We start from the raw sequence: 24,637 nt of genomic DNA, 5'->3' as shown, positions 1-24,637 counted from the left end.
AGGACGGAGGCCGCGATGACCGCTGCCGCGACCAGGGCCAGGATGACGGCGAGCCCGCTCAGCGCCCGCTGCACCGGCCCGAGCGGCTGGTAGACGTCCAGGGCCATCGGAACGACGGTGCCGTCCGTGGTCGTGGCGGTCCCCAGGCCGACCGTGTACACGCGCACGGCCTGGCCGCTGCTGGTCCTGCCGTCACGCCAGGCATGGCTGGGGTCGGCCCCGGGCTTGCTGCCGGCCGCAAGCCGCACATCACCGGAGGTCACCACCACCGGATCCGTGTCGCTCAGCGGACAAGTGCTCCCGTCCCCGAAGACGATGGTGCCGTTGCCCGCCGCCATCTCCCCGTGCACGTTGTCACCGCACAGGCTGAAGTTCTCCATGAGACCCCTGCTGATCGGCCCGACCGACTGCCGCAGCGTCTGGTCGACCTGCTTGGTCATCTCGCTCCGCGCGACGAACCAGCTGACCGTCGCGCACAGCACCACGGCCAGGGACACCGCGACGGTCATCAGCAGCGCCAGCCGCCCCCGCAACGCCATCCGTCCGAACCAGCTCGCGGTCCCGAGCAGTTCGCGCTGCGAACGCCCCTCCTCCGTCGTGCCCTGAGGCCCTGTCACTGCCGCGCTCCCAGCTGTCCGTTTCCCCCGGTTCCCCCCGGCTGTCCACGTCACAACAGTTGATGCGGAGCATGAGAACCAGCTGAGAACCGGGTCAGAGTAGGAACCCTTTTTCGATCACCGCCGGCCGCCGGGGAAACCCCTGGTCAACGGCGGGCGCCGAGGACCGGTCGCCGCCGCGGCCGCGGCCCTTCCGCGGCACGGCCGCTCCCCCGGCGATAACCGGCCGCGCGGTTCCGCGCCGCCGCCCTATCGTGGGCCGGTGACCACCACTCTGCTCCTGTGCAGCGACCCCCTCCACCCGTCCCGCCCCGACCCGCAGTTCGCCGCGGAGGGCGCCGCCGCCCGTGCGCACGGGGCAGCGGTGGCGCTGCTGGACCACGACGCCCTGGTGGCCGGCCACATCCAGGAGGCGGTACGGCGCGTGCCCCGCGGCGCCGGACCGCTGTGGTACCGCGGCTGGATGATCCCGGCCGGGATCTACGCGGACCTGGAAGCCGCCCTCGCGGAGCGGGAGGCGCACCTGCTGACCACGGCCCGCCAGTACCGGGCGGCGCATGAACTCCCCGGCTGGTACGACCTCTTCCGGTCCGTCACGCCCGCCAGCAACTGGCTGCCCTGCGAGCCCCGGCACACACCGGACCCCGGCGAACTGTCCCGACTCGCGTCGGTGCTCCCGCCGGGTGCGGGGGTGGTGAAGGACTACGTGAAGTCCCGCAAGCACGAATGGGCCGAGGCCTGCTTCCTGCCCGACCTCGCCGACGCCGACGCCGTGCACGCGGTCGTGTCCCGCTTCGTCGCGCTCCAGGACGACTCGCTCACCGGCGGCATCGTCCTGCGCGCCTTCGATCAACTGCGCCGCCAGGACGGGGAGGCACGGGTCTGGTGGCTCGACGGCAGGCCGCTGCTGACCACCGCCCACCCCGACACCCCGGACCTCCGTCCGGCCCCCGACCTCACCGCCGTCGAACCGCTGGTCGCCCGCCTGGGCTGCCGCTTCGTCACCACCGACCTGGCCCGGCACACCGACGGCCGCTGGCGCGTCATCGAAGTAGGCGACGCCCAGGTCAGCGGCCTGCCCGCAACCACCGACCCCACCACCCTGCTCGGCCCCCTGCTCGCCGCCTGAACCCGCGGCGCGACCGACCCGGCCGCACGACTGTTCCCCGTACGGGCGTTCCCCGTTCGCTCGCCGAGTTCGCACGCACTCTCCGCAATCTCCTCGGATGGCACACGAGTGGGCCTTTCCACCCTCGTTTTCCGCTGTTTCCACACGTCTCGGCCGCATGTACCGCACGGCTTTTCACCGGTTCCGCACGCCTTCATCCGACCTGCCGTCCATAGGCTCGCGAGCCGACCGGAACGTTCACATAACATCCAAATGCGCTGAATGGACGAACATCCGGCACCCGTGGTTGGATCATGTCAATAACGGGAGCGGCAATGTCCGGCCCCCGTTCCGGAAATACCAAGGGTATTGAGAGGAAAAGCGCCATGCGCAACGACTTCACCTCCCAGGTCGAGACCCGCGAGATCGACGACGCCGACCTGGACGGCGTGGCCGGCGGCCTCGGTGTGGCGGGTATCTCGGTGGACAACCTCGTGGGCACCGTCACCTCCGTCGTCCCGGTCGACGGGGTCATCGGCACCGTCACCGGCCTCACCGGCCTCACCGGTGTCTCGGGTGTGACCGGTCTCGTCCCCGGTATGTGATCGACAGGTACACCGCCGGGCAGAACAGCCTGGAATTAGGCCTCGGAACTATGTTCCGGGGCCTGATCGGCGCGCCCGATCCGAATTCCGGCGCATTTTCTCCGTATGCAGCCTAAGGAATATCCCCGTGCAGTTCCGGAAAAAGGCGCTGGCCAAGCAGCAGTCATCCGAGGAGCTCGACATACCGGTGCGCCTGGCCCGGCCGCAGGGACGTCTCGTCCTGCTGGCCACCGCGGCCGTGGTGGCAGCCGCCTGCTTCTGGGCAGTGACCGGGACGGTCTCCTCGAAACTGAGCGCCGCCGGGATCCTGATCCACGCCGAAGGCAGCTACACCCTGCAGAGCCCGGTCGCGGGACAGGTCGTCGCCGTCTCCGCCAACGTGGGGGACACGCTGGCCGGGGGCGCCCCCTTGCTCAGCGTGAGCACCGGTACGGGGTCGGGCCAGAAGGTGCAGACCGTGCGGACCGTGGCCGCCGGCCGGCTGACCACCCTGGTGGCCAAGCTCGGCACCGTCGTCCAGGCCGGCTCCGAACTCGCCACCGTGGAACGCGTCACCAGCCCCTCCGAGCCGCTGGTGGCGGTGTTGTACGTGTCCGCCGGCAGCGCGGCGACGATCCCGGCCGGCGCCGCGGTGGACCTCACCGTCCAGTCGGTGCCCGCGCAGCAGTACGGGGTGCTGCGCGGCCACGTGCTGGCGGTCGGACGGGTTCCGGAGACGCAGCAGCAGATCAGCGACTACCTCGGCAGCGGCCCGTTGGCCCAGGCGTTCAGTGCTCAGGGCGAACCGGTGGCCGTGGTCGTGCAGTTGGAGCGGTCGGGCAGCACCAGGTCCGGATACGCCTGGTCCTCGACCCAGGGGCCGCCGTACCCCGTCGAGTCGACCACGCTGGTCGGCTCCGCCGTCCACCTGGGCACGCAGCACCCGATCGACTGGCTGCTGCCGTGAGCGCGCGGCACGGCGGCGGCCCGAACCCGGGAGCCGGGGCTGCTCCCCGCCTCCCCCCGCGCGGACGCAAGCGCCGGAAGACCGTCCGCACCCCCACCGTGCTCCAGATGGAGGCCGTGGAGTGCGGCGCCGCGGCCCTCGCCATGGTGCTCGGCCACCACGGCAGGCATGTGCCGCTCGAAGAGCTGCGGATCGCCTGCGGGGTCTCCCGGGACGGGTCCCGGGCGAGCAATGTGCTGAAGGCGGCCCGCAGTTACGGCCTCACAGCCAAGGGCATGCAGATGGAGCCCGCCGCACTGGCGACCGAGGTGCAGGCACCCGCCGTCCTCTTCTGGGAGTTCAACCACTTCGTCGTCTACGAGGGGATGGGCCGCCGCGGAGTGCACCTGAACGACCCCGCCCGGGGGCGCCGGTTCGTCGGCTTCGAGGACTTCGACTCCAGTTTCACCGGCGTCGTGCTCACCTTCGAACCCGGCGAGCGGTTCCGGACCGGGGGCAGGCGACCGGGCCCGATGAGCGCGCTGCCGGCGCGGCTGCGCGGCACCCGGGGCACCACACTGGCGGTGCTGATCGCCAGCTTCCTGCTGGTCTGCGTCGGCGCGGCGGTCCCGGCGCTGAGCCGCACCTACATCGACTCCTTCCTGATCGGTGGTCAGTCCTCGCTGCTGCCGGTGCTGTTCGCGTCGATGGCGGTCATGCTGCTGCTCACGGCCGTGCTCACCGGACTGCAGCAGGCCAACCTCCTGCGCGGCCGGATGATCTCGTCCACGCTGAGCAGCGCCCGCTTCCTGCGCCATCTGCTCAGACTGCCCGTCACCTTCTTCTCCCAACGCAACCCGGCAGACCTGGTCCAACGCCTGCAGTCCAACGACGCGGTGGCCGAGACCCTGGTCAGGGACCTCGCCTCGGCGGGCGTCGACGCCGTGGTGGTGGTCCTCTACGCGGTCCTGCTGTGGACCTACGACCCGCAGTTGACCGTGATCGGCATCGGCGTCGCGCTCCTCAACGTGGTGGCGCTGCGACTGGTCGTACGCGTCCGGGGCACCGGGGTGCAGAAGCTGCGCGCGGACAGCGCCCGGCTGACCAACACCTCCTACAGCGGGCTCCAGCTGATCGAGACGATGAAGGCCACCGGCGGCGAGGACGGTTACTTCCGCCGCTGGGCCGGACAGCACGCGATCACGCTGGCCGGGGAGCAGCGCCTCGGCGTGCCGAGCGCGGCGCTGACCGTCGTCGCCCCCACCCTGGCCGCGCTCAACAGTTCGCTGATCCTGCTGATCGGCGGCCAGCGGGCAGTGGAGGGCCGGATCTCGATCGGCCTGCTGGTCGCCTTCCAGGCCCTGGTGACCAGCTTCACCGCGCCCGTCACCCGGCTCAACGGGGTGGCCGGACGGGTCCAGGACTTCGCCGCCGACCTGGCCCGGCTCAAGGACGTCGAGAGCTTCCCGGCCGACCCCCGCTACGCACGGGACCGGCCGGACGCGGGCACCAGGCGGCTCAGCGGCCATGTGCTGCTGGAGGACGTCACCTTCGGCTACAGCGCGCTCGACAAGCCGCTGCTCACCGGTTTCACCCTGGCCGTCGGCCCCGGTCGGCAGGTGGCCCTGGTGGGCGGCTCCGGCAGTGGCAAGTCGACCGTCTCCCGGCTGATATCCGGCCTGTACCAGCCCTGGAGCGGCGGGATCAGCATCGACGGCCGGCGGCTGGAGGAGATCCCGCGCAGCTCGCTCGCCGCCTCGGTCTCCTTCGTCGACCAGGACGTGTTCCTCTTCGAGGGCACGGTCCGCGACAACGTGGCGCTGTGGGACCCCTCCGTACCGGACGAGGCCGTCACCGCCGCACTGCGGGACGCGGCCGTCCTGGACACGGTCTCCCGGCGGCCCGGCGGCATCCACAGCCGGGTGGAGCAGGACGGCCGCAACTTCTCCGGCGGCCAGCGGCAGCGGCTGGAGATCGCCCGGGCCCTGGTCCGCGGACCGAGCGTGCTGGTCCTGGACGAGGTGACCAGCGCCCTGGACGCGGCGACCGAGCAGGTCATCATCGACAACCTGCGGCGCCGCGGCTGCGCCTGCGTGCTGATCGCGCACCGCCTCAGCACGGTGCGGGACAGCGACGAGATCGTCGTCCTGGACCACGGCACCGTGGTGGAACGCGGCCGCCACGAGGACCTGCTCGCCGCCGGGGGCCCGTACGCCGCACTGGTCGGGGAGCGCTGACGTGACGTTCCCGTACCCCCAGGCCCAGCCCCAACCCCAGCCCCAACCCCAACCCCAGGCCCAGCCGTCGGCGTATCCGCCTGACGCACCGTCCGGACCGGCCGCCCTGGGCGGTGTCGGCACCCCGGTCGACTGGATCCGCAGTCTGTCGCTGCAGGGTCCCGACGCGGTGTGGCTGGTGGCCGACGGGGCGATGGACCTGTTCGCCGTCGACGCCGTCATGCAGGGCCGCTGGCACTTCCTCGGCCGCCTGGAGGCGGGCAGCCTGCTGCTCGGCGCGGCCGAGGGCCCCCGGCACAGCCTGGTCGGCAGGCCTTTGCAGGGCTGTGTGCTGCGCCGGATCCAGCTGCGGGAGCTGTTCTTCCAGCCACAGTACGGTCCCGAGTGGGCCTACTACGGCGCGAACGGGATGCTGACGCCGCTGGAGGACGCCTTCGCACAGGGCGTCGGCCGCAGCCTCCGCCTCCTCTTCGAAGCACGTGCGGGCGACGGGGCCGGCCGGACGGACACGGGCGACGGGGACGACGGGGACGACGGCATCCTGTGGATGTCGGTCACCCCCGGCAGCCTCCAGTACGGCGCCGCCTACAGCCAGGAGACCGCCCAGGACCTGTTCGTCGAGCCCGCCATGTGGCAGCGGCTGATCGACCAGCAGTCCCGGCTGCTGTTCGCGCTGGACCGCTGGATCGAGCAGCTCGAACGCGCCCACGAGGAGCGCTCGGCGGCCGGCGCCAAGGCCGGCGAGGCGGTCCGGGCCCAGGCCGACCAGACCCTGCTGACCTCCATCAACCGCCCGGTGCGCAGCGCGTCCCCGTCGTCCGGAGCGACCGACGACGCCACCCTCGCCGCCTGCCGCGCCGTGGCCGGGGCCGCCGGGATCACGGTCGTCCCACCCACCGGCGGCGCGGCGGCGAACGACCGGTTGTCCCCGGTCGAACGCATCGCACTGGACTCGCGGTTCCGCACCCGCACCGTACGGCTCGACGGACGCTGGTGGCGGGAGGACGCCGGACCGCTGCTGGGCCACCGCGCCGGCTCCGGAGCCCCCGTCGCGCTGCTCTGGCGTCGCGGCGGCTACGAGGCGGTGGACCCGGCCCGCGGCCGGCGCACCCGGATCCGCGAGTCCGACGCGGCCCAGTTCGAGCCGCAGGCCGTCATGTTCTACCGCCCGCTGCCGGAACAGCCGCTCTCCCGTCGGCAGCTGCTCCGCTTCGGCCTCCGCGGCACCCGGGGCGACCTGCGCAACCTGGTGCTCGGCGGCCTGGCCGCGGTCCTGCTCGGCACACTGGTACCGATCGCGACCGGGCAGATCCTCGGCGTCTACGTCCCGAAGGCCGAGAACAGCCTGATCGTCCAGACCTCGCTGGCGCTCGTCGCGAGCACGCTGGTCGCCGCCGTCTTCATGCTGCTGGAGAGCATCTCGATCCTGCGCCTGGAGGGGCGCGTCGAAGCCACCCTGCAGCCGGCGGTCTGGGACCGGCTGCTGCGCCTGCCGACCAGGTTCTTCGCCGGACGCTCCACCGGGGAGCTGGCCACGGCGGCGATGGGCATCAGCGCCATCCGCCGGGTCCTGTCCGGCATCAGCTCGGTGGCCGTCCAGGCCGGCACCGTGGGCGCGGTCAACCTCGGGCTGCTGCTCTGGTACAGCGTCCCGCTCGCCTTGGCGGCGATCGGCATGCTGGTGCTGATCGGTACGGTCTTCCTCGGCCTGGGCCTGTGGCAGCTGCGCTGGCAGCGGCGGCTGACCGTGCTCAACAACAAGCTCAACAACCAGGCCTTCCAGACCCTGCGCGGCCTGCCCAAGCTGCGCGTCGCCGCGGCGGAGAACTTCGCCTACGCGGCCTGGGCGGGCGAGTTCGCCCGCAGCCGCGAACTGCAGCGGCGGGTCGGGCGGATCAAGAACCTGACCACCGTCTTCAGCACGGTCTACCTGCCGTGCTGCACCCTCATCATGTTCATGCTGCTAGCAGGGCCGGCCCGCGGCAGCATGTCGGCGAGCAGCTTCCTCACCTTCAACACCTCGGTCACCATGGTGCTGAGCTCGGTCACCCAGCTGACCGGAGCACTGCTGTCGGCAGCCTCGGCGCTGCCACTGTTCGAGCAGATCGAGCCGGTCCTCGGCGAGGTCCCCGAGGTGCGCGGCGGCAGCACCGTTCCCGGCACGCTGACCGGCGAGATCGAGGCACGGCAGCTGTCCTTCCGCTACTCCGGGGACGGCCCCCTGGTCCTCGACGACGTGTCCTTCCGGATCGCCCCGGGCGAGTTCGTCGCGGTCGTCGGGGCCAGCGGCTGCGGCAAGTCGACCCTGCTGCGGATGCTCATCGGCTTCGACCGGCCCACCTCCGGCGACGTGCTCTACGACGGCCAGAACCTGGCCTCACTGGACCAGGCCGCGGTGCGCCGCCAGTGCGGCGTCGTCCTGCAGAACGCACAGCCGTTCACCGGATCGATCCTGGACTGCATCAGCGGCCCCGAACCGTGCACCCTCGAAGAGGCCTGGGAGGCCGCCGGGATGGCGGGCCTCGCCGAGGACATCCGGCGCATGCCGATGGGCATGCACACCGTCCTGTCCGACGGCGGCGGCACCGTCTCCGGCGGCCAGCGCCAGCGGCTGATGATCGCCCAGGCCCTGGTCCGCCGCCCGCGCATCATCCTCCTCGACGAGGCCACCAGCGCCCTGGACAACGAGACCCAGCGCATCGTCATCGAGAGCACCCGCACCCTGCAGGCCACCCGCGTCGTCATCGCCCACCGGCTCTCAACGGTGCTGGACGCCGACCGCGTGATCGTCATGTCCGCCGGCCGCATCGCCCAGCAGGGCACCCCCGCCGAGCTCCTGGCCGACACCGGCGGCCTCTTCCACGAGCTGGTCCGCCGTCAGATCACCTGAGGTCCCCCGGCGGTCGGCCTGGTGCCGATCGACCCCGAGCAGCCCCGCCTCGGCGCGGTCCAGGTCACCGGCAGACCGCGCCGTCGGCTTAGGCAACAGCGTTGCCTATAATCGGCTCTTATGCCGCCACTCACCGCAGCGCGCCGCCGGGCCGCACTCCTAGCCCTGGCCATGGGCGGTTTCGCCGTAGGGCTGACCGAGTTCGTCCCGATGGGTCTGCTCCCCGACATCGCCCGCGGTCTGCTGCCCGGCACCTACGCCCACTCCTCGGCGCGCGCCAACAGCGATGCCGGCTGGGTGGTCAGCGTGTACGCCCTCGGTGTCGTCGCCGGCGCGCCGACGATCGCCGCACTCAGCGCCCGCGTCGCCCGCAAGCGGCTGGTCCTGGGGCTGCTGGTGCTGTTCGTCGTCGGCACCCTGGCCAGCGCGGTGGCCCCGAACTTCGCGCTGCTGCTGCTGGCACGCTTCGTCGCCGGACTGCCGCACGGCGCGTACTTCGGGGCCGCCGGCATGCTGGCGGCGAACCTGCTGGGCCCGGGCAGCCAGGCCAAGGGCTTCGCGGTGGTGCTCAGCGGGCTGACCACCGCCAACGTGTTCGGCGTCCCGCTGATCACCGGGCTGGGCCAGAGCGCCGGCTGGCGCAGCGCCTATCTGGCGATCGCCGCGGTGTTCCTGCTGACGCTGCTGGCCGTCCGGGCGGTCGTGCCGGAGGCGTCCGCGCACCCCGGCGGCTCACCCCGCTCCGAGCTGGCCGCGCTGCGCGCGCCGCGGGTGTGGCTGGCGGCCGCCGTGGCCGCCATCGGCTTCTCCGGCTTCTTCGCCGTCGACAGCTATATCGCGCCGATCACCACCCAGGTCACCGGACTGTCCTCGGCCGCGGTGCCCTGGGTGCTGGTCGCCGTGGGCCTGGGCATGACCGTGGGCAACGCGGCCGGCGGCTGGTGCGCCGACCGGCAGCTGCGGCGCAGCCTGCTGGCCGGCTTCCTCGGCATCATCGCCGCCCTGGTCGTCTTCGCCCTGATCGCGCACACCACCGCGGGACTGTTCGCGGGCGCCTTCCTGGTCGGCGCCACCGGCCTGTTCGTGGGACCGGCCATGCAGGCGCGACTGATCGCCGCCGCCCCGCGCGCCCAGCTGATGGGCGCCGCGGTGAACCAGTCGGCCATGAACACCGCCAACAGCCTCGGCGCCGCCATCGGCGGCCTGGCCATCGCCGGCGGACTGGGCTACCTGGCCCCGAGCTGGCTCGGCGCCGGCCTGGCCACCATCGGCTGCGCCCTCACCGCCGCCGGCTTCGCCGCCGACAACCGAGCCGCCCGAAAGCGCCCCCCGACCGAGGACGGCACCGCGACGTCCCCGGCCCCGACAGCCTGCGCCGAGGCACGCTGATCGACACATGACCCGGCGCTCCCGCGCCTCCGGCCGCGAAACGGTTCAGATCGCGACGACGCCCACCACACCGCCCAAGCCCCCGAAGCAACCACAGCCGGCGAGCTTCCAGGCCGCGCCGGCCCCGTCGGCCGGCCGGCCGACGCGGCACAGGCAGGCGCGCGGATCGGCGTAGAAGCCGTCCGTGCGTGGGCCCGCAGCGTCGCGAGGAGCCGCCGTTCCGCTGTCGGTGCCGGCCCGTACTCTCCAGCCATGACCAACGATGGCTCCGGAGGACCGATGAGCAGCACCGCGGACGAGGACCTCTTCGCCGCCGACGAACTGCTCGACCGCCCCTTTCCCGAGCGGGAAGGCCGGGATGCCTCCGGCTCCGCCGGTCCCGGCTTCCATCTGCTCGTTCTGCAGGCCAGCCGTGACTTCTGGGACTGCCCTGATGAGACGGTCGTACAGGAGGCCGAGGCGGATCTCCAGACACGGCTCGATGCCCTGGAGGCGAAGCTCGTCGCCCGCTGGGGAGACCCCAGGGAGATCGACCTTTGGCCCTATCTGCGCGCCGGTCTCGAAGGCGCGGCAGTACCCGAACCGATCGTCTCTCTCTGTCAGCTGACCGGCAGCATGCGCGTCTGGCTGCGCCCGGACACCGGCCGATGGCTCGCGCTGACCATTGGTCAGGGTGACAAGGAGTTGCCGTTCGAGCTGATCGTCGCGGTCGGCGAGAAAGACCGGATCGACCCAACCGGCTCCCTTCAGGAAGGGCCTGAACCATCCGAGGGCGCTAGGGGTGGCGTCAATGGGCTGGGAACCCGATCGATGTCATTCACAGCGAGGCCCTTGCCGAAGGCCGTCGAGGCGTTCGGCCAGGGCGAGCAGGTCCGGTAGCCGCAGGATTCGACCGCCCAAGCCGGGCAGCGGGGCGTGCAGAGGCACAGTCCAGCGGACGGGGATCGCGCAGTACCCTGCCCTCGCGCAGATACTTCTCGACACCGGTGACAGCAGGATCACCTACACCGGGCTGTCGGACTCCCCGTTCTGACGGGACGTCCCCGACCACCGCGGTCGCAACTGGATGGGGCGGCTCCTCGAGTTCATCCGCTCCGAGCTCGTCATCCAGCGGAGGCTCGGTCTGACCGAGAGCTCGAAGCAGTAACGTCGAAGTGAGCGGTTTCGGGCTCGGTCGATCACGACCTGCGCCGGCGCCTTGGCTCGGGCGGGTGGGGGATCAGCGCGCTGCTGCCGCGCTCGGCGGTCTCGTCCGTGGACCCATGGCTGCCTCGGCCTGAAGCTCAGGGTCCTCCAGCGCCACCGCCAGGGCATCGGCGCACAGCCGAGAGGCTTCCAGACTCGCGCAGACGCTGCTCAACGCCTCGGCGCGCACCTCGGGGTCGGTATCACCGAGAGCCCGGCTCAGAGGCAGGCGGAGCCGGTCAGGCGCGGCACGCCAACGGCGCAGCGCCCCGCGGGCGAGATCGACCCCGGCCAGGCGAGCCACCGGGGACGGGTGAGCGAGGAGCCGCGACGCCCATGCGTAGGCCGCCTCCTCGCGGTCCTGCCGGACCAGGGCGAGCGACCACCACCAGCCGGGGCGAAAGGCCAGCCGGGACCCCGGCCCACCCAGGCGCTCTCCAGCCGACGCGAGACAGGACAGGGCGAGGTCCTCCCACGCCGGCCACTGCTCCTGTGGAGCGACGCGGAGCGACGCGAGGGCCGTGCGGAGTCGGACCGCCTCGTCCGGGTCCGTCCGCAGGCTGTCGGCGAGCGTGGATGCCGCGTCGCCGTTGCAGTCCCAGTGCAAACCGAACACTGCCTCCACGAGAGACAGGCGAGCCACCGGATCAAGGCGCCAGTCCGACTCCCGGACCAGGCCGAGGGCGTGCTCCGGATCGGCGGTCCCGAGGAGCCATGCCGCACCGCGGCGGACCGCGGCATCCGGATCACCGAGGCACAATGCGGCGCACTCCGCAGCCGCGCGCCAGGGCTGCGCGCCCCAGCTCATGTCGGTCAGAAGTCCCAGGATCCGGCGGCGGGCCTCAGCATCAGGGTGCTCGCAGTAGCTGAACAGCAGACGGGCCACCGGGCCGTTGCGGTCTTCCCGCACAGCGGCGAACAAGGCACTGCGGGCGTCACCGAAGCCGCTCCCCCGGGGGTCGGCGACTGCAGCAGTCAACCAGGCGTCCACAATGTGACCCGGCTCGAAGGCCGTTCCGTCGGGGCTCACCAGCGGGAATGGGCACTGCCCTGCAACAGGTTCGTCATGCGGCCGATCATGCCCGGCCGGAGAGCCCTTCACAACCGGATTTCGGTTGCCCGGCCATGACCAGGCAGGGCCGGGCGAGACCCGCGTCGTCCGGGCGCCCCCAAGTCGTAGGGCCTGTCAGCGCACCAGGAAGGCTCGTGAGTGGCCCTGAACCAGCAGATCACAGCCGCGCGGGCGACAGCTCCGGTCGCCCCGCCAAGGCCCCGCTTCGTACCCGTCACGAATCAGAGAAGCAAAAGGCGGCCTACCCACGAAGGGTCAACTGCCTTGTCATGCTTGCCACTTGGGCAATCCGTGCGATGTGCGCCGCCAGGGACTCGAACCCCGGACCCGCTGATTAAGAGTCGGCGGGTCAACTGTCCAGCCAGGCACGAAGGTTGCCAGTCTCGATGTTCTACACCCAATCTATCCAGGAAGACACCGAGCCACACTCCAGACAGTACCAACGAGCACCGACCGCATCCAACGCCGCCGCTCCCACCACAGGGCGCTGACCCGACATACCGCCACCCGGGCCGGGGCCGCGCCACATCGAGACGGCCCGGCGGACACGGTATACAGGTCGGCAGCGAGTGTCCTCATCGGCCATCGGGTTACACGGCGTCCCTCCCAAGGTCGGTAAGCAGCCGATCGATCAGGTGCTCTTCTTCGACCCGGATGCCGTGGTGTGCGAGGGCGGGCCCGAGGTCGGGATCCCAGGGCGTGGGGACGACGGCCGTCGTGACGCCTGTGAGCGGGGTCCCGAGTCCTCGTTCGACGGCCGCGAGGTAGGCCGGGGTGTCGTAGCGCCAGGAGCAGGCTCCGGGCAGGCGCAGGACCGAGGTGGCGATGCGGATGCCGCCCCAGTCGAAGTCGCCGTGGTAGAGGAGCGGGCTGCCCTGCGCGGAGAGCCGGGCGAGCAGCGTGCGCGCAGCGGCTGAGGGGTTGCCTTCGACGCAGACGAGCGGCGGACAGTCGGAGCCGAGCGCGTCGGCGGCGGCCGCGAGGACCGCCGGATTCTCACAGACCCGGACATGGAGACTGTCAGCTGCGAGGCAGTCGGGTTCACGCAGAAGTTGCCGCAGCGTCAGAACGCAGGGCTCTCCGCCTTGGCGAGCGGCCGCGAGCATGCGTCCGGTGGTGCTTCCCGCTCCGCCGGGCAGGCCGAGGACGAGCACGCGGGAGGAGAGTTCGTCGAGCGCCACGCCGACCGCGGCCCACGCTGCACGGCGGCCGTCGACCGTGGCCGTTGCCTCCGGCGCCAGGAGGGTGAGCGCGCGGACGGCGGACAGGGTTAGCGCGGCCAGGGGCCGCCCGTCGTCCAGGGCGTGGGCGTCGCCGAGGGTACGGGCCGCGAGGACGGGGAGCGTGAGGCCGTCAGCCGGTAGGGCGGACAGTACCCGTGCTGCGTCGGCCGCCAGCCGCCCGGCATTCCGGGGGTCGCTTCCGGAGAGCCGCTTGAGCAGTCCGGTCGCCTCCACCGTGGCGACCCAGGCGGCGAGTTCGGGTCGGCCGGCGATGGCGGGGTGGTCGAGTTCAGCGTGTGCCCGCTGCCAGGCGGCTTCGCGGGCTGCTTCCTCGGCGCGCCGGTCGGTCACCGGGCCGGTCAGTACGACCGTCGCCGCCGCGAGACCGTCCGGGCAGGCCATCGACTCCCGCAGCACGCGGTCGACCTCAGCGAGTGGCACGGTCAGCGAGGCGCCAGGCCGCAGGCGGCGGCCGAGGAGCCGTTCGACGGCGAGGCGCTGGCCCTGGGTGGCGGCGCGCAGGGTGGCGCGGGTGTCCAGAGGTCTCTCGGTGGCCATGCGGTCGCGGACGCGGTCGAGCAGCCACGCGAGTTCGGGCGTGCCGAGCAGTCGGCGCAGGCGAGGGAGGTCCACGGTCGGCGGGATGTCCATGGTCAGCCGGCCAGGTTGCTTCTCGGGTCGTTGCTCGGGCCCTCGGTCGGGTCTTCCGTGCGCTGTCCGGGCACCGGGGCGTCGGGGACCAGGGTGCGCCGGTGGCCGTCCCACTCCCAGCGGGTGACCAGGACCGCGGCGACCTCGTCGACCCGGGAGAGCTGGGCGATGGCCAGGCCGGGGACCTGGGGGTAGCAGCCCCACTCGCGCTCCGAGGTCATCACCACGTCCAGGTCGAAGGCGGCCAGCAGACCCAGCGACTTGGCGCGGGAGTCGTCGTCCACGCCGGCGAAGGCCTCGTCGAGGGTGACCAGTCGCGGGGCGTCCGGGTTGCCGGCCGAGGCGTAGTGCGAGGACGCGGCGGCGAACAGCGGAAGCGAGACGGACAGCACCCGCTCCCCGCCCGACGCGGGCCCTGTGGCGGACTGCCACCGGCCGTGCTGGTGGCGTTCGATGCCGAATTCGTGCCAGGAGCGGTAGTCGAGCGCGGCGGTGAGGTGTTCGAGCCAGGTGCCGGCGGGGTTGTCCGTGCGGGCGCGGTCGATCTGCGCCTGGAGGAACTCGCCCAGGGCCGAGCGGTCGGCGGCGGTCCAGGCGTCGGCGGACTGGCGCAGCAGCCGGTCGCGGGCGGCGGCCAGGCCGCCGGGGGCGTTGCGGGCAGGGCGCCAGGCCAGGCGCAGCAGCATGCCGGTGCTGGTGGGCCGGTCCTTGAGCTCTTCGTTCATCCGCAGCACCTGGTGCTCGGCTGCGGACACGAGCTCCTGGAGGGTGCCGGCCACCTCGGTGATCAGGTGGTTCTCCAGGATCTCCTGCTCCCTGGCGGACAGCAGTTCGCGGCGCTGCTCCACCTCGGTGCCGAGGGCTGCGGCCAGGGCCGGGACGGAGTGTTCCCGGCCCTGGAAGACGATGTCGACGACCAGGCCGTCCTCCAGCATCCGGGCGGCGGCGGTGTGGCCGTGGCGCGAGAGGGCGTCGGAGAGATCCTTCAGCTCCTCGGTGATCCTGCGCTGGACGCGCTCCCAGGCGGGGTCGGAGTCGTCCACGGCTTCCAGCTCGCGTTCCACGGCGCGGGCGAGGCGGACGGCGGGGTCGGGGGCCCAGCTCTCGGAGCCGCCCCGGACGTAGTCGGTGCCGATCTGCGCGGTGAGCTCGGGCAGGGCGACGGCGAGCAGTCCGGTCGCGGTGAAGCGCCGCAGCGCCTCGATGGCCTCGGCGCGGGTGCGGGTCGTGTCCTCGATCTCGGTGCGGACGCGGGTGCGCAGGGCGTCGGCCGCGGCCTGGCGGCCGGTGGCGGCGTTCTGCTCACGCCTTGTGGTCCGCTCGGAGTCCTCGCAGGACCGCAGTTCGCCGGCGACCTCGGCGAGTTGTCGTTGCAGCTCGGCCACGGCGGCGCCGACGGTGGCGGCGAGCGTCTCGTGACGCTCACCGGCGGCGACGGCCTCGCGTGCCGCGGCGCGGGAACGCTCGACCAGTTCGGCGGCGTGCTCGGCGGCGCGCGCGTGGTCGGTCTCCTCGCCGATCAGCGCGGCGTGGGCGGCACGGTGCTCGCGCACGGCAGGCCACAAGGCGGCCAGGGTCTCCCGGTAAGCGGCGAGGGCTTCGCGGACGGCGCGCAGACCGGAGGCGGTGGCCGGAAGGCCGAGTTCCTCGGCGAGGGTGTCCAGTTCGGCCGTGGCCTGCTCGGCAGCGGTGGTGGCCCGTGCCGCCGCGTGGTCTGCTGCCGCGCGGCGCTCGGCGGCGCGGGCGCGCTCGCGTTGGGCGGACGCGACCGCGGCATGTGCGTCGCGCAACGCGGCGTCGGTCGGCAACGACGCCTGTTCGGCGGCCAGGGTGCGCAGGTCGCCGTCGACGCTCTCCAGCCGGGCGCTGAGGTCGTCCGACCTCACGGTCAGCTCGGCGAGTTCGGTCTCGACGTCGGCGATCCGGGCGCGCCTGGCCTGTTCGCGGGCGCCTTCGCCGAGGTACTGAGCGGCGGGCTTGGACCAGGTGCCGGTCAGGGTGCCGAGCCGGAAGCGGCCGTCGTAGGCGATCCAGCTGCCGGGGCCGGGAAGCGCGCCGCCCGCAGGGCTTTCGCCGTCCCCGGCGCCGAGCAGGCCGATGCCGGCCAGCAGACGGACGACGAGCTCGTCCGGCAGAACGGCCGCCGCCGGGTCGGCGCGGTCGACCGCCGGGCGCAGCACGTCGGCCAGGCTCGGGCCGGTAACGGGTGCACCGGGGGTCGCCAGGGTGTCCCCGGTGCCGGCGGCGATCACGTCGCCGTCCGGACCGACCCAGGCGTCGAGCAGGCCGGATGCCTCCAGAGCGGCTTCCAGGCCGGCCTTCTGCTGCTCCGTCGCAGCATCGGCGGTGAAGTCGACCAGCCGCCACAGCGGCGCTCCCAGGCGGTCCTGGCGGGCGTGCGGGGAGCGGGTGTAGGGGGCGTGCGGGCCACGCTGCCCCCCGCTCCGCAGGTCGGCCAGCTCGGCGCGCAGCCGGTCGCGCAGCACGTCGGCGTCCCGCTGCTCGGACTCGAGTGCCGCGCGGTGGCGCGCGAGTTCGGCCCCTGCGGCGGAGGCCGCCTGCTGCGCGGCGGTGCGGGACGGATCGGGGCCGGTCAACGTCCCGACCCACTGGGCGAGTTCGTCCAGCATGCCGGTGGGATCGGCCGGACGCAGCAAGGTACAGGCAGCGAAGTGGTCACGGACGCTCGAAAGGTAGCCGCGGCCGCTGCGCTCCGCGTCCTGTTCGGCCTCGGCCCGCAGGTCGGAGCGGCGGCTCAGCTCCGCGTCCGCTTCCTGGAGCAGGAGCCGGTTCCGGTCCCGTTCGCGCACGGCGTTCTCGGCGACGGCCGCGTGCTCCTCGACCAGGGCGACGGAGCGCAGCCTGCGATCGGTGAGGTCGGCGGCGGCCCGCTGCGCCGTCTCGGTGACCCCGCCCTCGGCCGGCGGGCCGGCGACCCGCTCGGCGTGGTCCCGCTCCAGCCCCGCAGCAGCGGCTGCCTCTTCGGTGCGACCCATGGCGCTCTCGACGGCCCGCCCGGCGGTCTCGGCCCGGGAGCGCGCGGTGGCGCACCGGGCGGCGGACCGGGCCAACTCCTGGTCGGCACGTGCGGTGTCCGCCTCGGCGCGGGCGGCGTCCCGGGCGGCGCGCCCGGCCAGTTCGGCGGCCTGCTCCAGTTCGCGGGCACTGCGCATCTCCGGTCCGGCGCGCAGCGCCTCGTCCCGGGCGCGCAGCCCCGCGCGCCGCTGGTCGAGCTCCTCCAGCCGGGTCTCGGCCTCGGCCAGCGCCATGCCGGCCGCCTCGAAGTCCGCGTCGGCGGTGTTCAGTTCGGTGCGCAGCGCCTCGTAGCGGGCGTGCTGCGCGCGCGGCGCGCGGGCCTTGCGGCGGGACGCGACCTGGGCGTAGCGGCGGTAGTGCTGCAGGAAGGCGTCGGCGGCACGCTCGGCGGCCGTCATCACCGCCAGCTGCTCCTTCTCCTCGTCGAGCGAGCGGAACGCCTCCGCGACATCGGCGACGACCGCCTGGTCCATCGGCGGCAGCGCCTCGGTCAGCGCCTGCGAGAGCGCCTTCTCGCTGGGCCGCTTGGACAGCTGCGGTTGTCGCAGCTGCACCAGCAGATCGACCAAGGCTGCGTAGCGCTGCTCCCCCAGGCCGAACAGCGCCTCGTCCACCGCCCTGCGGTAGGCCCTGGCCGAATCGTGGACCAGGCCCCGCCCGGCCAGCGCCTCGGCGAGCCGGTCCCGGCCGATCGCCGCGCCGGCTCCGTCCAGCAACCGCAGCTCGGGGCCGATCCGCTGGTCGGTGACGAAGTACCAGTGCCGTGCGATGCCGCGCCCCGACACCGCCTTCAGGCCGCAGCCCAGGGTAGTGAAGTGTTCGATGCCGTCCTCGTCCCGGCGACCGAACTCGATCCAGGTGTAGCCGAGGCGCTCGGAGTGCGGATGCTCGCCGCCCAGCAGCAGGTTCCACTCCATCCGCTTCTTCGGGTCGGCGTCCGGCTCCACGCGGTGCGGGGACAGGTCGCCGTCCAGCAGGAAGGGCAGCGTCAGGGCGAGCACCTTGGACTTCCCGGTGCCGTTGTTGCCCCGGAACAGCAGGCGACCGTCGCGGAAGCCCCACTCCTCGACGTCGTAGTAGAACAGGTCGACCAGGCCGACGCGGAGCGGCTGCCAGCGAGTGCGGCCCGGGGACGGAAGCAGCGAGGCCTTGGAGGCGGTCTCGGTCATCGGGTCCTCACACTCTTGGTCGTCTTCGAAGTCGTCTGTGTGCCCTTGGCGGGCGTGCCCGCACCGGCCCCGCCCCTCCCGGGCTTCGCGCCGGCCGCACCCTTCCGGGATCTGCGGGGCGCACTCTGCCCGGGTTCCAGCAGAACCGCCTCGCCGACCCGGTAGCGGTCCAGCGCCGGGCGGGGCCGAACGGCGGCGGCCCCGTCGTCGTCCACCGTGCGTTCCAGCAGCCCGAGGGCGACCAGCCGCTCCACAGCCTGCTCTGCCAGCTCGGCCTCGGCCCCCGGCAGGGTCGCGCTGCGCCGCCAGAAGCCGGCGTGCTCCAAGGCCCAGCCCGCCACCTGGCGCTGCAGCTCCGTGAGCGGGACGGTGCCGCCGCGCCCAGCCAGGTACTCCGCCGCCAGCAGCGCGACGTGTCCGTCCGTGCCCTGCTCCGGCATGCGCAGATCCGTCAGGTCGTCGTCCGGGTCCACCATCGCGACGCCCTCGGCCCGCACCTCCGGTACCAGCCCGGTGAGTTCGCTGATCCGCCGGGTCAGCGCGGCACGCTGGGAGGTGAGATACGCGCTCTCCGCCTCGGTCAGCCCGTCCAGGTAGAGCACCGGGTCGTCGAGCAGCCGCCGGGTCAGGGAATGGCGCAGGGCCCTGTTGCGCAGCTCGTCACTGTCCGGCAGCACCTCGGCATTGAGCTCCCCCAGACAAGCCTCGAAGCCGTCGCCCCGGACGGTGCTCGGGCCGCGCCGGGCGACCAGCAGCCCGGCGAGCACGCGGCGGTCCACGTCGTACAGGGCGTCCCCGGCCGACTTCAAGAAAGCGTCCTCGTCGCCCGCGACCTTGGCCAGCACGCCCCACTCCAGCAGCAGCCGCACCACGGCCACCAGGTCCGTGCGCTGCTCCCGGTCGGCCAGGGTGAAGGCGACCTGAGCCTCCTCCAGCGCGGGATCCGCTGCCGCGAGCACCACCTGCTCCGCCAGCCGTCCGAGCGCGATCTGCTGCTCGGCGCGCTCCAGCACCGCAAGGGACAGGCAGAACACCACGTACCGGCGCCGGGAGAACGGCAGGCCGGTCCGCACGTCCCGCGCCGGATGCGTGGGATCGGTGTCCACACCCGGAATGCGGCGCAGCCGCGCCACCTGCGCGTCCACCAGCAGCGCCCAGCCCGTGTTCCGCTCGAACCACGTCCGCAACTCGGCCGCGTGCTGCCGCACCAGCCGGAAGTCGTCACCGCCCGCCCGCAGCAGCGGCCTGCGCAGCAGCGCCCGCGCGGCCCGCCGGACCTCCTGCTCCCGCTGCGCCGCGAGAGCGTCCCCGAGACGGTTGTCACCGCTCACCCCTGCCCACTCCCCACCGTCTCGGCACCCGCAGCCTCGGCACCCACTCGCACGTCGTTCTCCGGTTCACCACCCGATGTCCCGCTCACGTCCGCTTCGTCCCCCACGGTGAGGTCGACGATCTCCACCAGGTGCTCAGGCCCGCGCAGCACGCCGTCATGGGTGTGGACCTCCGCCGTGCCCTCGCCCGGCAACCGGATCAGTCTGATCTCCATCGTCCCGTCGTTGGTCGTGGCCGACACCGCCATGAGCCCCGGCCGCCAGGCGGAAAGAGCATCGCCGAGCAACTGGAGGAAGAGCCGGAAGGCGTCGCGATCCAGAACGTCGAGATCGCTGAGACGGATCTCGCCCCGCGTGGCCAGCCGGGCCCGCGCCGCCGCCGTCTGCTCCGCCTGCTTGCGTGCGAGCTCCGCCAGGTAGGTCCTGGCCTCGGACCGGTCCTGCACCGCACGCGCCCGCCCACGCCGCTCGTACGAGCCCGTCCGCCGCAACTGCGGGCTGATCCGCACCCCGGGCGCGTCGTACCAGGACGCCGACGCGGGCACCGGATCCTCCAGGCGCTCAGCCAACGCCTCCTGGTCGATCGTCAGATGGCGGGCCGAGTACAGCCCGAAAGCCGACCGCCACAACCTGTGCCGCGCGTTGTCGTCCGGTGCCTGCGCGAACCAGCGGGCCAGCTCTCGGAAGTCCGCGGACCGGTCCGAGCGCCCGGCCCGCCGCTCGTTGAGCACCTGCACCACGGCCAGCAGTTGGGGGATGGCCTGGCGGGCGGCCGAACGCAGCAGCTTGGCCTGGGAGTTGCGCCCGGGAACGCTGAGGAACCAGGCGCGGAGCCCGTCCCAGCGCCCCCGCCAACGGCGTTCGGCCGCAGCCAGCGCCTCGGCCGCGGCGTCGGGCGCCGCATCGGACGCCTCACGCTCGGCGGCCAGCAACAGCAACGGCCCCACCCGCCCGTCCGGCCAGACACCCAACTCCTCCAGCAGACCGGCGATCTCGGCCCCCCGCGTCACCAGGTCCTCGATGAACCGCTCCAGGTACTCGATCAGCCGCTGCTTGTAGGCCAGGAACACGTCCACCTCGGCTTCGTGGAGATCGACCGTGCGCTGCAGCGAGTTCATGAACGCCCGCGCGTTCTCCGCGAGCCCGGAGAAGCGGTCCACCAGCGCCAGAAGCGCCAGGTGCACCACCGCTGGGTCCGGATCCTCCCGCCCTGCCAGCGCCAGCAGCGCGCGCAACTGCACCGCGATGTCCGCCAGCGCGACGGCCTGCAGTTCACCACGCCTGCCCAGCGCCTCGTCGTACGCTGCCAGCGCCTCCTCGGCCGCCTCACCCGCCCGGGAGAGCTGGTAGATGTACCGGGAACGGTAGAAGTCCTCCAGCGCCGTAACCCGGCCCGTGTCCGGATCCGCCCGCAGATTGCCCCACCGGGCCAGGGCCTCCAACGCCCGCGCCACCACTTCCAGCGGCGGCCGGCCCTCAGCCGCCAGCGCCAGGTGCACGTCCTCCGGCCGCAAGTGGACCGAGAACTCCTGCTTCGCACGGACGAACACCCCCATCACCTGACGGTAGAGCGCACTGTGCTCTACCGTGAGATGGGCGAACGGCTGGTACGTCCCCGGCCCGCCGTCCCTGTCGACGTCGTCGGCCGTCCGATTCGCGAGGGTGTCGTCGACGCTGGTCACACACCTCATTGTGTCGCACGGCCGAGCAGCCTCCGTCCGCTTTCCCGGACCGCCCGGCCCGACTCCTCCGTTCCCGTACCATGCCGCAGCCCGATCAAGACCTCCCGACCACGCCCCGGCCGACCTGCGAACGACGCCAGCCAGCACAGCAGGACGTGGGCGCGGATGCGGTCCTCGCGGCGGTGGTAGACGGGCCGCAGGTCCAAGATCTGCTTCATGTCCCTCCAGCCGCGTTCCACCTCAAGAAGCGACTTGTAACCCAGCGCGATGTCGCTGATCTTCTTCTTGTCGATCCGCAGCAGTCCGCCCGGCGTGGTGCGCAGGTGAGGATTCGGTGGCGGAGGAGGGTCGAAGCCGGCGCGGCCGTGCATCTGGCGCATGACTCGTTTGGTGTGGGTGTTCACGTCTTCGGTGCGGCCGTTGTGCCCCGGCATGCGCCGTGGCCCGGGGTTGCGGGGCACGCACCCGTGGAGCGACGGCCGCGCTACTGGTGGCCGACCGGCTGGACGACGCCGATGCGTCCGTGTGGAAGTACCTTTTCGGCCCCGGCGTCTGGTGCCAGCGCCCGGAACCTCTGCCTTGGCCGGGTCGCGCTGCCTGGTATGTTGCGGTCCACTCCGCGCTGCCCCGAGACGGGTGCCTCGGCCGAGAGCGGAACCCAGGGGGAACACCGTGTCCAGATCTCATGCGGCCGGACTCGTCGCTCTGACGCTACTGGCTGCGGGGGTGGTACTACCGACCGCCACAGCGTCAGCGGACGCAACGACGCTGTACGTCGACGTGCGCAACCCCGCCTGCTCGGACACCGCCGCAGGCACCGGTACCGCGGCGGATCCCTACTGCACCATCCAGGCGGCGACGGTCGCCGCCCAGCCCGGCGGCACCGTCCAGATAGCCGCCGGCGGCACCTACCCGGCGACCACGATCACTACCTCAGGCACCCCTGGGGCCCCGATCACCATCATCGGCACGAACTACATATCCCTTCCGCAGTTGAGCTTCCAGGGCGTCCACGACGTGGCGCTACGCAACCTGCAGCTGGTGATGTCCGCAGGCAGCCTGCAAGTCAAAGACTCCAGTGACGTCACCATGGACGGCCTACGCGTCGACGTCCCGGTGAACACCACGGCCGTCGAGGTATCCGGCCAGAGCAGCGGCGTCACCGTGAGTCGCAGCTTCCTCAATCCGGTCGCCGGTGACGCCATCAGGGTGGACCAGGGCGTTCAGCACACGGTCATCAGCACCGACGAGATCAGCTCGGGCAACAACTCCGGCACAGGTGTCGTCCTCGACGGAGCGATCGACACCGACGTCACCAGTAACACCTTCGAGCTCGTCCGACAGGCGCTCACCGCAGACGGTGGTTCGACCGGCCTCAGCGTCGAGAACAACGTGGTCTACGGCGGCGACATCCAGGTCAGCGCAGACTCCGCTGCTCAGTCGACAACCGGGTACAACCTCTTCTCTCCGCTGTCAGGTGCCGACCTCTACACCTGGGCAGGGACCCGCTACACCACCGTGGCGCAATTCCAGACCGCGACCGGCCAGGGCAGGCAGGACATCGTCGCCGGTGTGGCCAGGCTGGGGATCGGCGCACCTTGGCCCAGCGAGGGCTACCCCGGCATTGACTCGGCCGACGCCGACGCGCCGGGAGAGCTGGCCACCGACATCTACGGCAGGCCGCGCGTGGACGACCCGCTTGTCCCCAACACGGGTACCGGCAGCGGCTACTACGACCGTGGGGCGGTCGAGTTCCAAGACCCCCTGTGGCACTACGCCCCCACCGTCACGCCGCTGGATACGGTCGTGGGCTATCCGGTGACCGTCACCTCGGGTGACCGCAACCCCTGGGGCACGGCCGTCACCCGCACCTTCGACTTCGGCGACGGAACCCCCCTCGTCACCACGACCGCCCCCTCCGTACAGCACACCTACACCACCCTGACCAACAGCAAGAGCACCATCTACACCATCACCGAGGCCGAGGGCGGCCAGAGCTACACGCGCTGGGTCACCATCAACCCGCCCGGCCCGCTCGTCGACCGCATCAGCGCCAACGAGCAGAACGCGGACGCCCCGCTGGGCGTGACAGTGCATGCTGACGGCTCCAGCTCGCCCTTCAACCTCGCCTCCTGCAAGCTCAACTTCGGTGACGAGACGCCAGTCGTCGTCCAGGCCAGCAATTGCGAGGGGGGCGAGCACACCTACAGCAAGCCCGGCACCTACACCATCAGCAGCACCCTGACCGACATCGGCGGACGCACCGCCACCGCGAGCACCAAGGTCACCGTCGGTCCCGCATTCGTGCCCGTCGGCCCCACGCGCGTTCTCGACACCCGCGCGGGACTGGGCGCGCCCAAGGCTCGGCTCGGAGCGGGCGGCGTAGTCCGGCTGCAGGTGAACGGTGCCGCGGGCGTTGCCAACGCCTCGTCCGTGCTGCTCAACCTCACCGTCACCGACACCACAGGCAACGGTTTCGTCACCGCCTACCCCGACGGAGGAGTACGTCCCACGGCCTCCGGCCTCAACTACCGTCCGGGACAGACCGTCGCCAACCTGGTGGACGTACCGGTCGGGGCCAACGGCATCGTGGACCTCTACAACTCCGCCGGACCGCTCGACGTGATCGCCGACGTCGAGGGATACAACACCGTCACACCCTCGTCGAACGGCACGATTCTGATGAACGACGCCAAAACCTGGGGTGAGTTCCGACCGGTCCTTGACACCCGTGGCAACCAGGGACTGCCCAAGCTCGGCAAAGTCGGACCGGGCGCGTCAGTCACATTCTCGACTCTGCAGACCAAGAACCTGGGCAGTTACGAGTACGGCGCGACCGCAGTGCTCCTGGACATCACCGAGACCAATGCGACGGCGAGCAGTTACGTCACCGCCTATGAGCCCGGCACCAGTCGGCCGAACACGTCCGACCTCAACTTCGTTGCAGGCGAGACCCGTTCGACGACGGTCGTGGCTCCGGTGGACGCACAGGGTCGGGTCTCGCTGTTCAACCAGTCCGGCTCGGTGGACCTCCTCGCCTCGGTGGAGGGTTTCTACCTGCCCTTCGGCCCGACGACCGATCCCGTCAACGCGCCCATGACCCCGGTCACCCCCGTCCGGGTCCTCGACACGCGCTCGGGCGTCGGCGCCCACAAGGCGCCGATGGGGCCCACCAGCGACCTGAGCTTCAAGGTCGCCGGCGTCGACGGAATCCCGGCCGGTGCCACCGGGGTGCTGGTGAACCTGACCGCCATCGACTCCACCGCCAACGGCTACCTCACCGCCTGGGGCGACCTGACATCCCAGCCGGGTGGCTCGGCGCTCAACTTCATGCACGGCCAGATCACTCCGTCCCTGGTCTACCTGCCCATCGCCCACGGATACGCCGCTCTCTACAACCCCTTCGGGTCGGTCAACGTCATTGCTGACATCGAGGCGTACTCGACCAACTGACCGCCTTCCGTAGCGAACCCGCCCCGAGCGGCCCGCGCGCGACCCGCGCGCGCCCTGGGGTCGG

13 protein-coding genes and 2 pseudogenes are annotated in these 24,637 nt (G+C 72.1%); 8 read left to right on the top strand and 7 right to left on the bottom strand.

Annotated elements, in window-relative coordinates; translation table 11 throughout:
• Positions 1 to 617, bottom strand: a pseudogene (locus TR46_RS22840) (hypothetical protein); the annotation flags it as partial.
• Between the two features lie 262 nt (positions 618 to 879).
• Here TR46_RS22840 and TR46_RS22835 point away from each other — a divergent pair.
• From TR46_RS22835 to TR46_RS22805, 7 genes are all read left to right on the top strand, one after another.
• Positions 880 to 1,746, top strand: coding sequence for an ATP-grasp domain-containing protein (locus TR46_RS22835; RefSeq protein ID WP_042404338.1), 867 nt, complete (start codon positions 880 to 882; stop codon positions 1,744 to 1,746).
• 365 nt (positions 1,747 to 2,111) lie between these two features.
• Complete coding sequence (locus TR46_RS22830; protein ID WP_042404335.1) at positions 2,112 to 2,330, top strand: hypothetical protein; 219 nt, start codon at positions 2,112 to 2,114, stop codon at positions 2,328 to 2,330.
• Positions 2,331 to 2,457: 127 nt separating this feature from the next.
• Positions 2,458 to 3,276, top strand: coding sequence for an HlyD family efflux transporter periplasmic adaptor subunit (locus TR46_RS22825; protein WP_042404334.1), 819 nt, complete (start codon positions 2,458 to 2,460; stop codon positions 3,274 to 3,276).
• A 107-nt stretch (positions 3,277 to 3,383) separates the two neighbouring features.
• On the top strand, positions 3,384 to 5,492 hold the full coding sequence (locus TR46_RS22820) for an NHLP family bacteriocin export ABC transporter peptidase/permease/ATPase subunit (RefSeq protein ID WP_236655445.1): 2,109 nt from the start codon (positions 3,384 to 3,386) through the stop codon (positions 5,490 to 5,492).
• A gap of 106 nt (positions 5,493 to 5,598) precedes the next feature.
• On the top strand, positions 5,599 to 8,382 hold the full coding sequence (locus TR46_RS22815) for an NHLP bacteriocin export ABC transporter permease/ATPase subunit (protein WP_042404384.1): 2,784 nt from the start codon (positions 5,599 to 5,601) through the stop codon (positions 8,380 to 8,382).
• Positions 8,383 to 8,502: 120 nt separating this feature from the next.
• Positions 8,503 to 9,771: an MFS transporter gene (locus TR46_RS22810; RefSeq protein WP_042404331.1), complete on the top strand. Its 1,269-nt coding sequence runs from the start codon at positions 8,503 to 8,505 to the stop codon at positions 9,769 to 9,771.
• Positions 9,772 to 10,023: 252 nt separating this feature from the next.
• Positions 10,024 to 10,650, top strand: coding sequence for a hypothetical protein (locus tag TR46_RS22805; protein WP_152626615.1), 627 nt, complete (start codon positions 10,024 to 10,026; stop codon positions 10,648 to 10,650).
• Between the two features lie 340 nt (positions 10,651 to 10,990).
• On the opposite strand, the gene TR46_RS22800 is transcribed toward TR46_RS22805, so the two are convergent.
• The 6 genes and pseudogenes from TR46_RS22800 to TR46_RS45580 all read right to left on the bottom strand — a co-directional run.
• The gene (locus TR46_RS22800) at positions 10,991 to 11,986 is read right to left on the bottom strand and encodes a hypothetical protein (RefSeq protein ID WP_042404329.1); all 996 of its coding nucleotides are present in this window, start codon (positions 11,984 to 11,986) and stop codon (positions 10,991 to 10,993) included.
• A gap of 632 nt (positions 11,987 to 12,618) precedes the next feature.
• Positions 12,619 to 13,884: a TIGR02679 family protein gene (locus tag TR46_RS22790; RefSeq protein WP_236655442.1), complete on the bottom strand. Its 1,266-nt coding sequence runs from the start codon at positions 13,882 to 13,884 to the stop codon at positions 12,619 to 12,621.
• A 20-nt stretch (positions 13,885 to 13,904) separates the two neighbouring features.
• A complete protein-coding gene (locus tag TR46_RS22785; RefSeq protein WP_042404324.1) occupies positions 13,905 to 18,107 on the bottom strand; it encodes a TIGR02680 family protein in 4,203 nt (1,400 codons plus the stop codon).
• The gene (locus TR46_RS22780; RefSeq protein ID WP_063770661.1) at positions 18,104 to 19,438 is read right to left on the bottom strand and encodes a TIGR02678 family protein; all 1,335 of its coding nucleotides are present in this window, start codon (positions 19,436 to 19,438) and stop codon (positions 18,104 to 18,106) included. The genes TR46_RS22785 and TR46_RS22780 overlap by 4 nt, the downstream gene beginning before the upstream one ends.
• Positions 19,435 to 21,120 carry a TIGR02677 family protein gene (locus TR46_RS22775; RefSeq protein ID WP_063770660.1) on the bottom strand — a complete coding sequence of 562 codons (1,686 nt, stop codon included), beginning with the start codon at positions 21,118 to 21,120 and terminating at the stop codon, positions 19,435 to 19,437. Before TR46_RS22775 ends, TR46_RS22780 begins: the two co-directional genes overlap by 4 nt.
• Before the next feature lie 134 nt (positions 21,121 to 21,254).
• Positions 21,255 to 21,443 (bottom strand): annotated as a pseudogene (locus TR46_RS45580) (IS1634 family transposase); the annotation flags it as partial.
• 349 nt (positions 21,444 to 21,792) lie between these two features.
• On the opposite strand from TR46_RS45580, the gene TR46_RS22765 reads away from it, so the two are divergent.
• Positions 21,793 to 24,573, top strand: a complete 2,781-nt coding sequence (locus TR46_RS22765; protein ID WP_042404320.1) for a PKD domain-containing protein — start codon at positions 21,793 to 21,795, stop codon at positions 24,571 to 24,573.
• The last annotated feature ends 64 nt before the right edge of the window (positions 24,574 to 24,637 follow it).

Source organism: Streptacidiphilus carbonis (assembly GCF_000787775.1).
GTDB classification, from domain to species: domain Bacteria; phylum Actinomycetota; class Actinomycetes; order Streptomycetales; family Streptomycetaceae; genus Streptacidiphilus; species Streptacidiphilus carbonis.
Note: the sequence above shows the minus strand (reverse complement) of the source record. Positions and strands in the feature narration are given on the sequence as shown.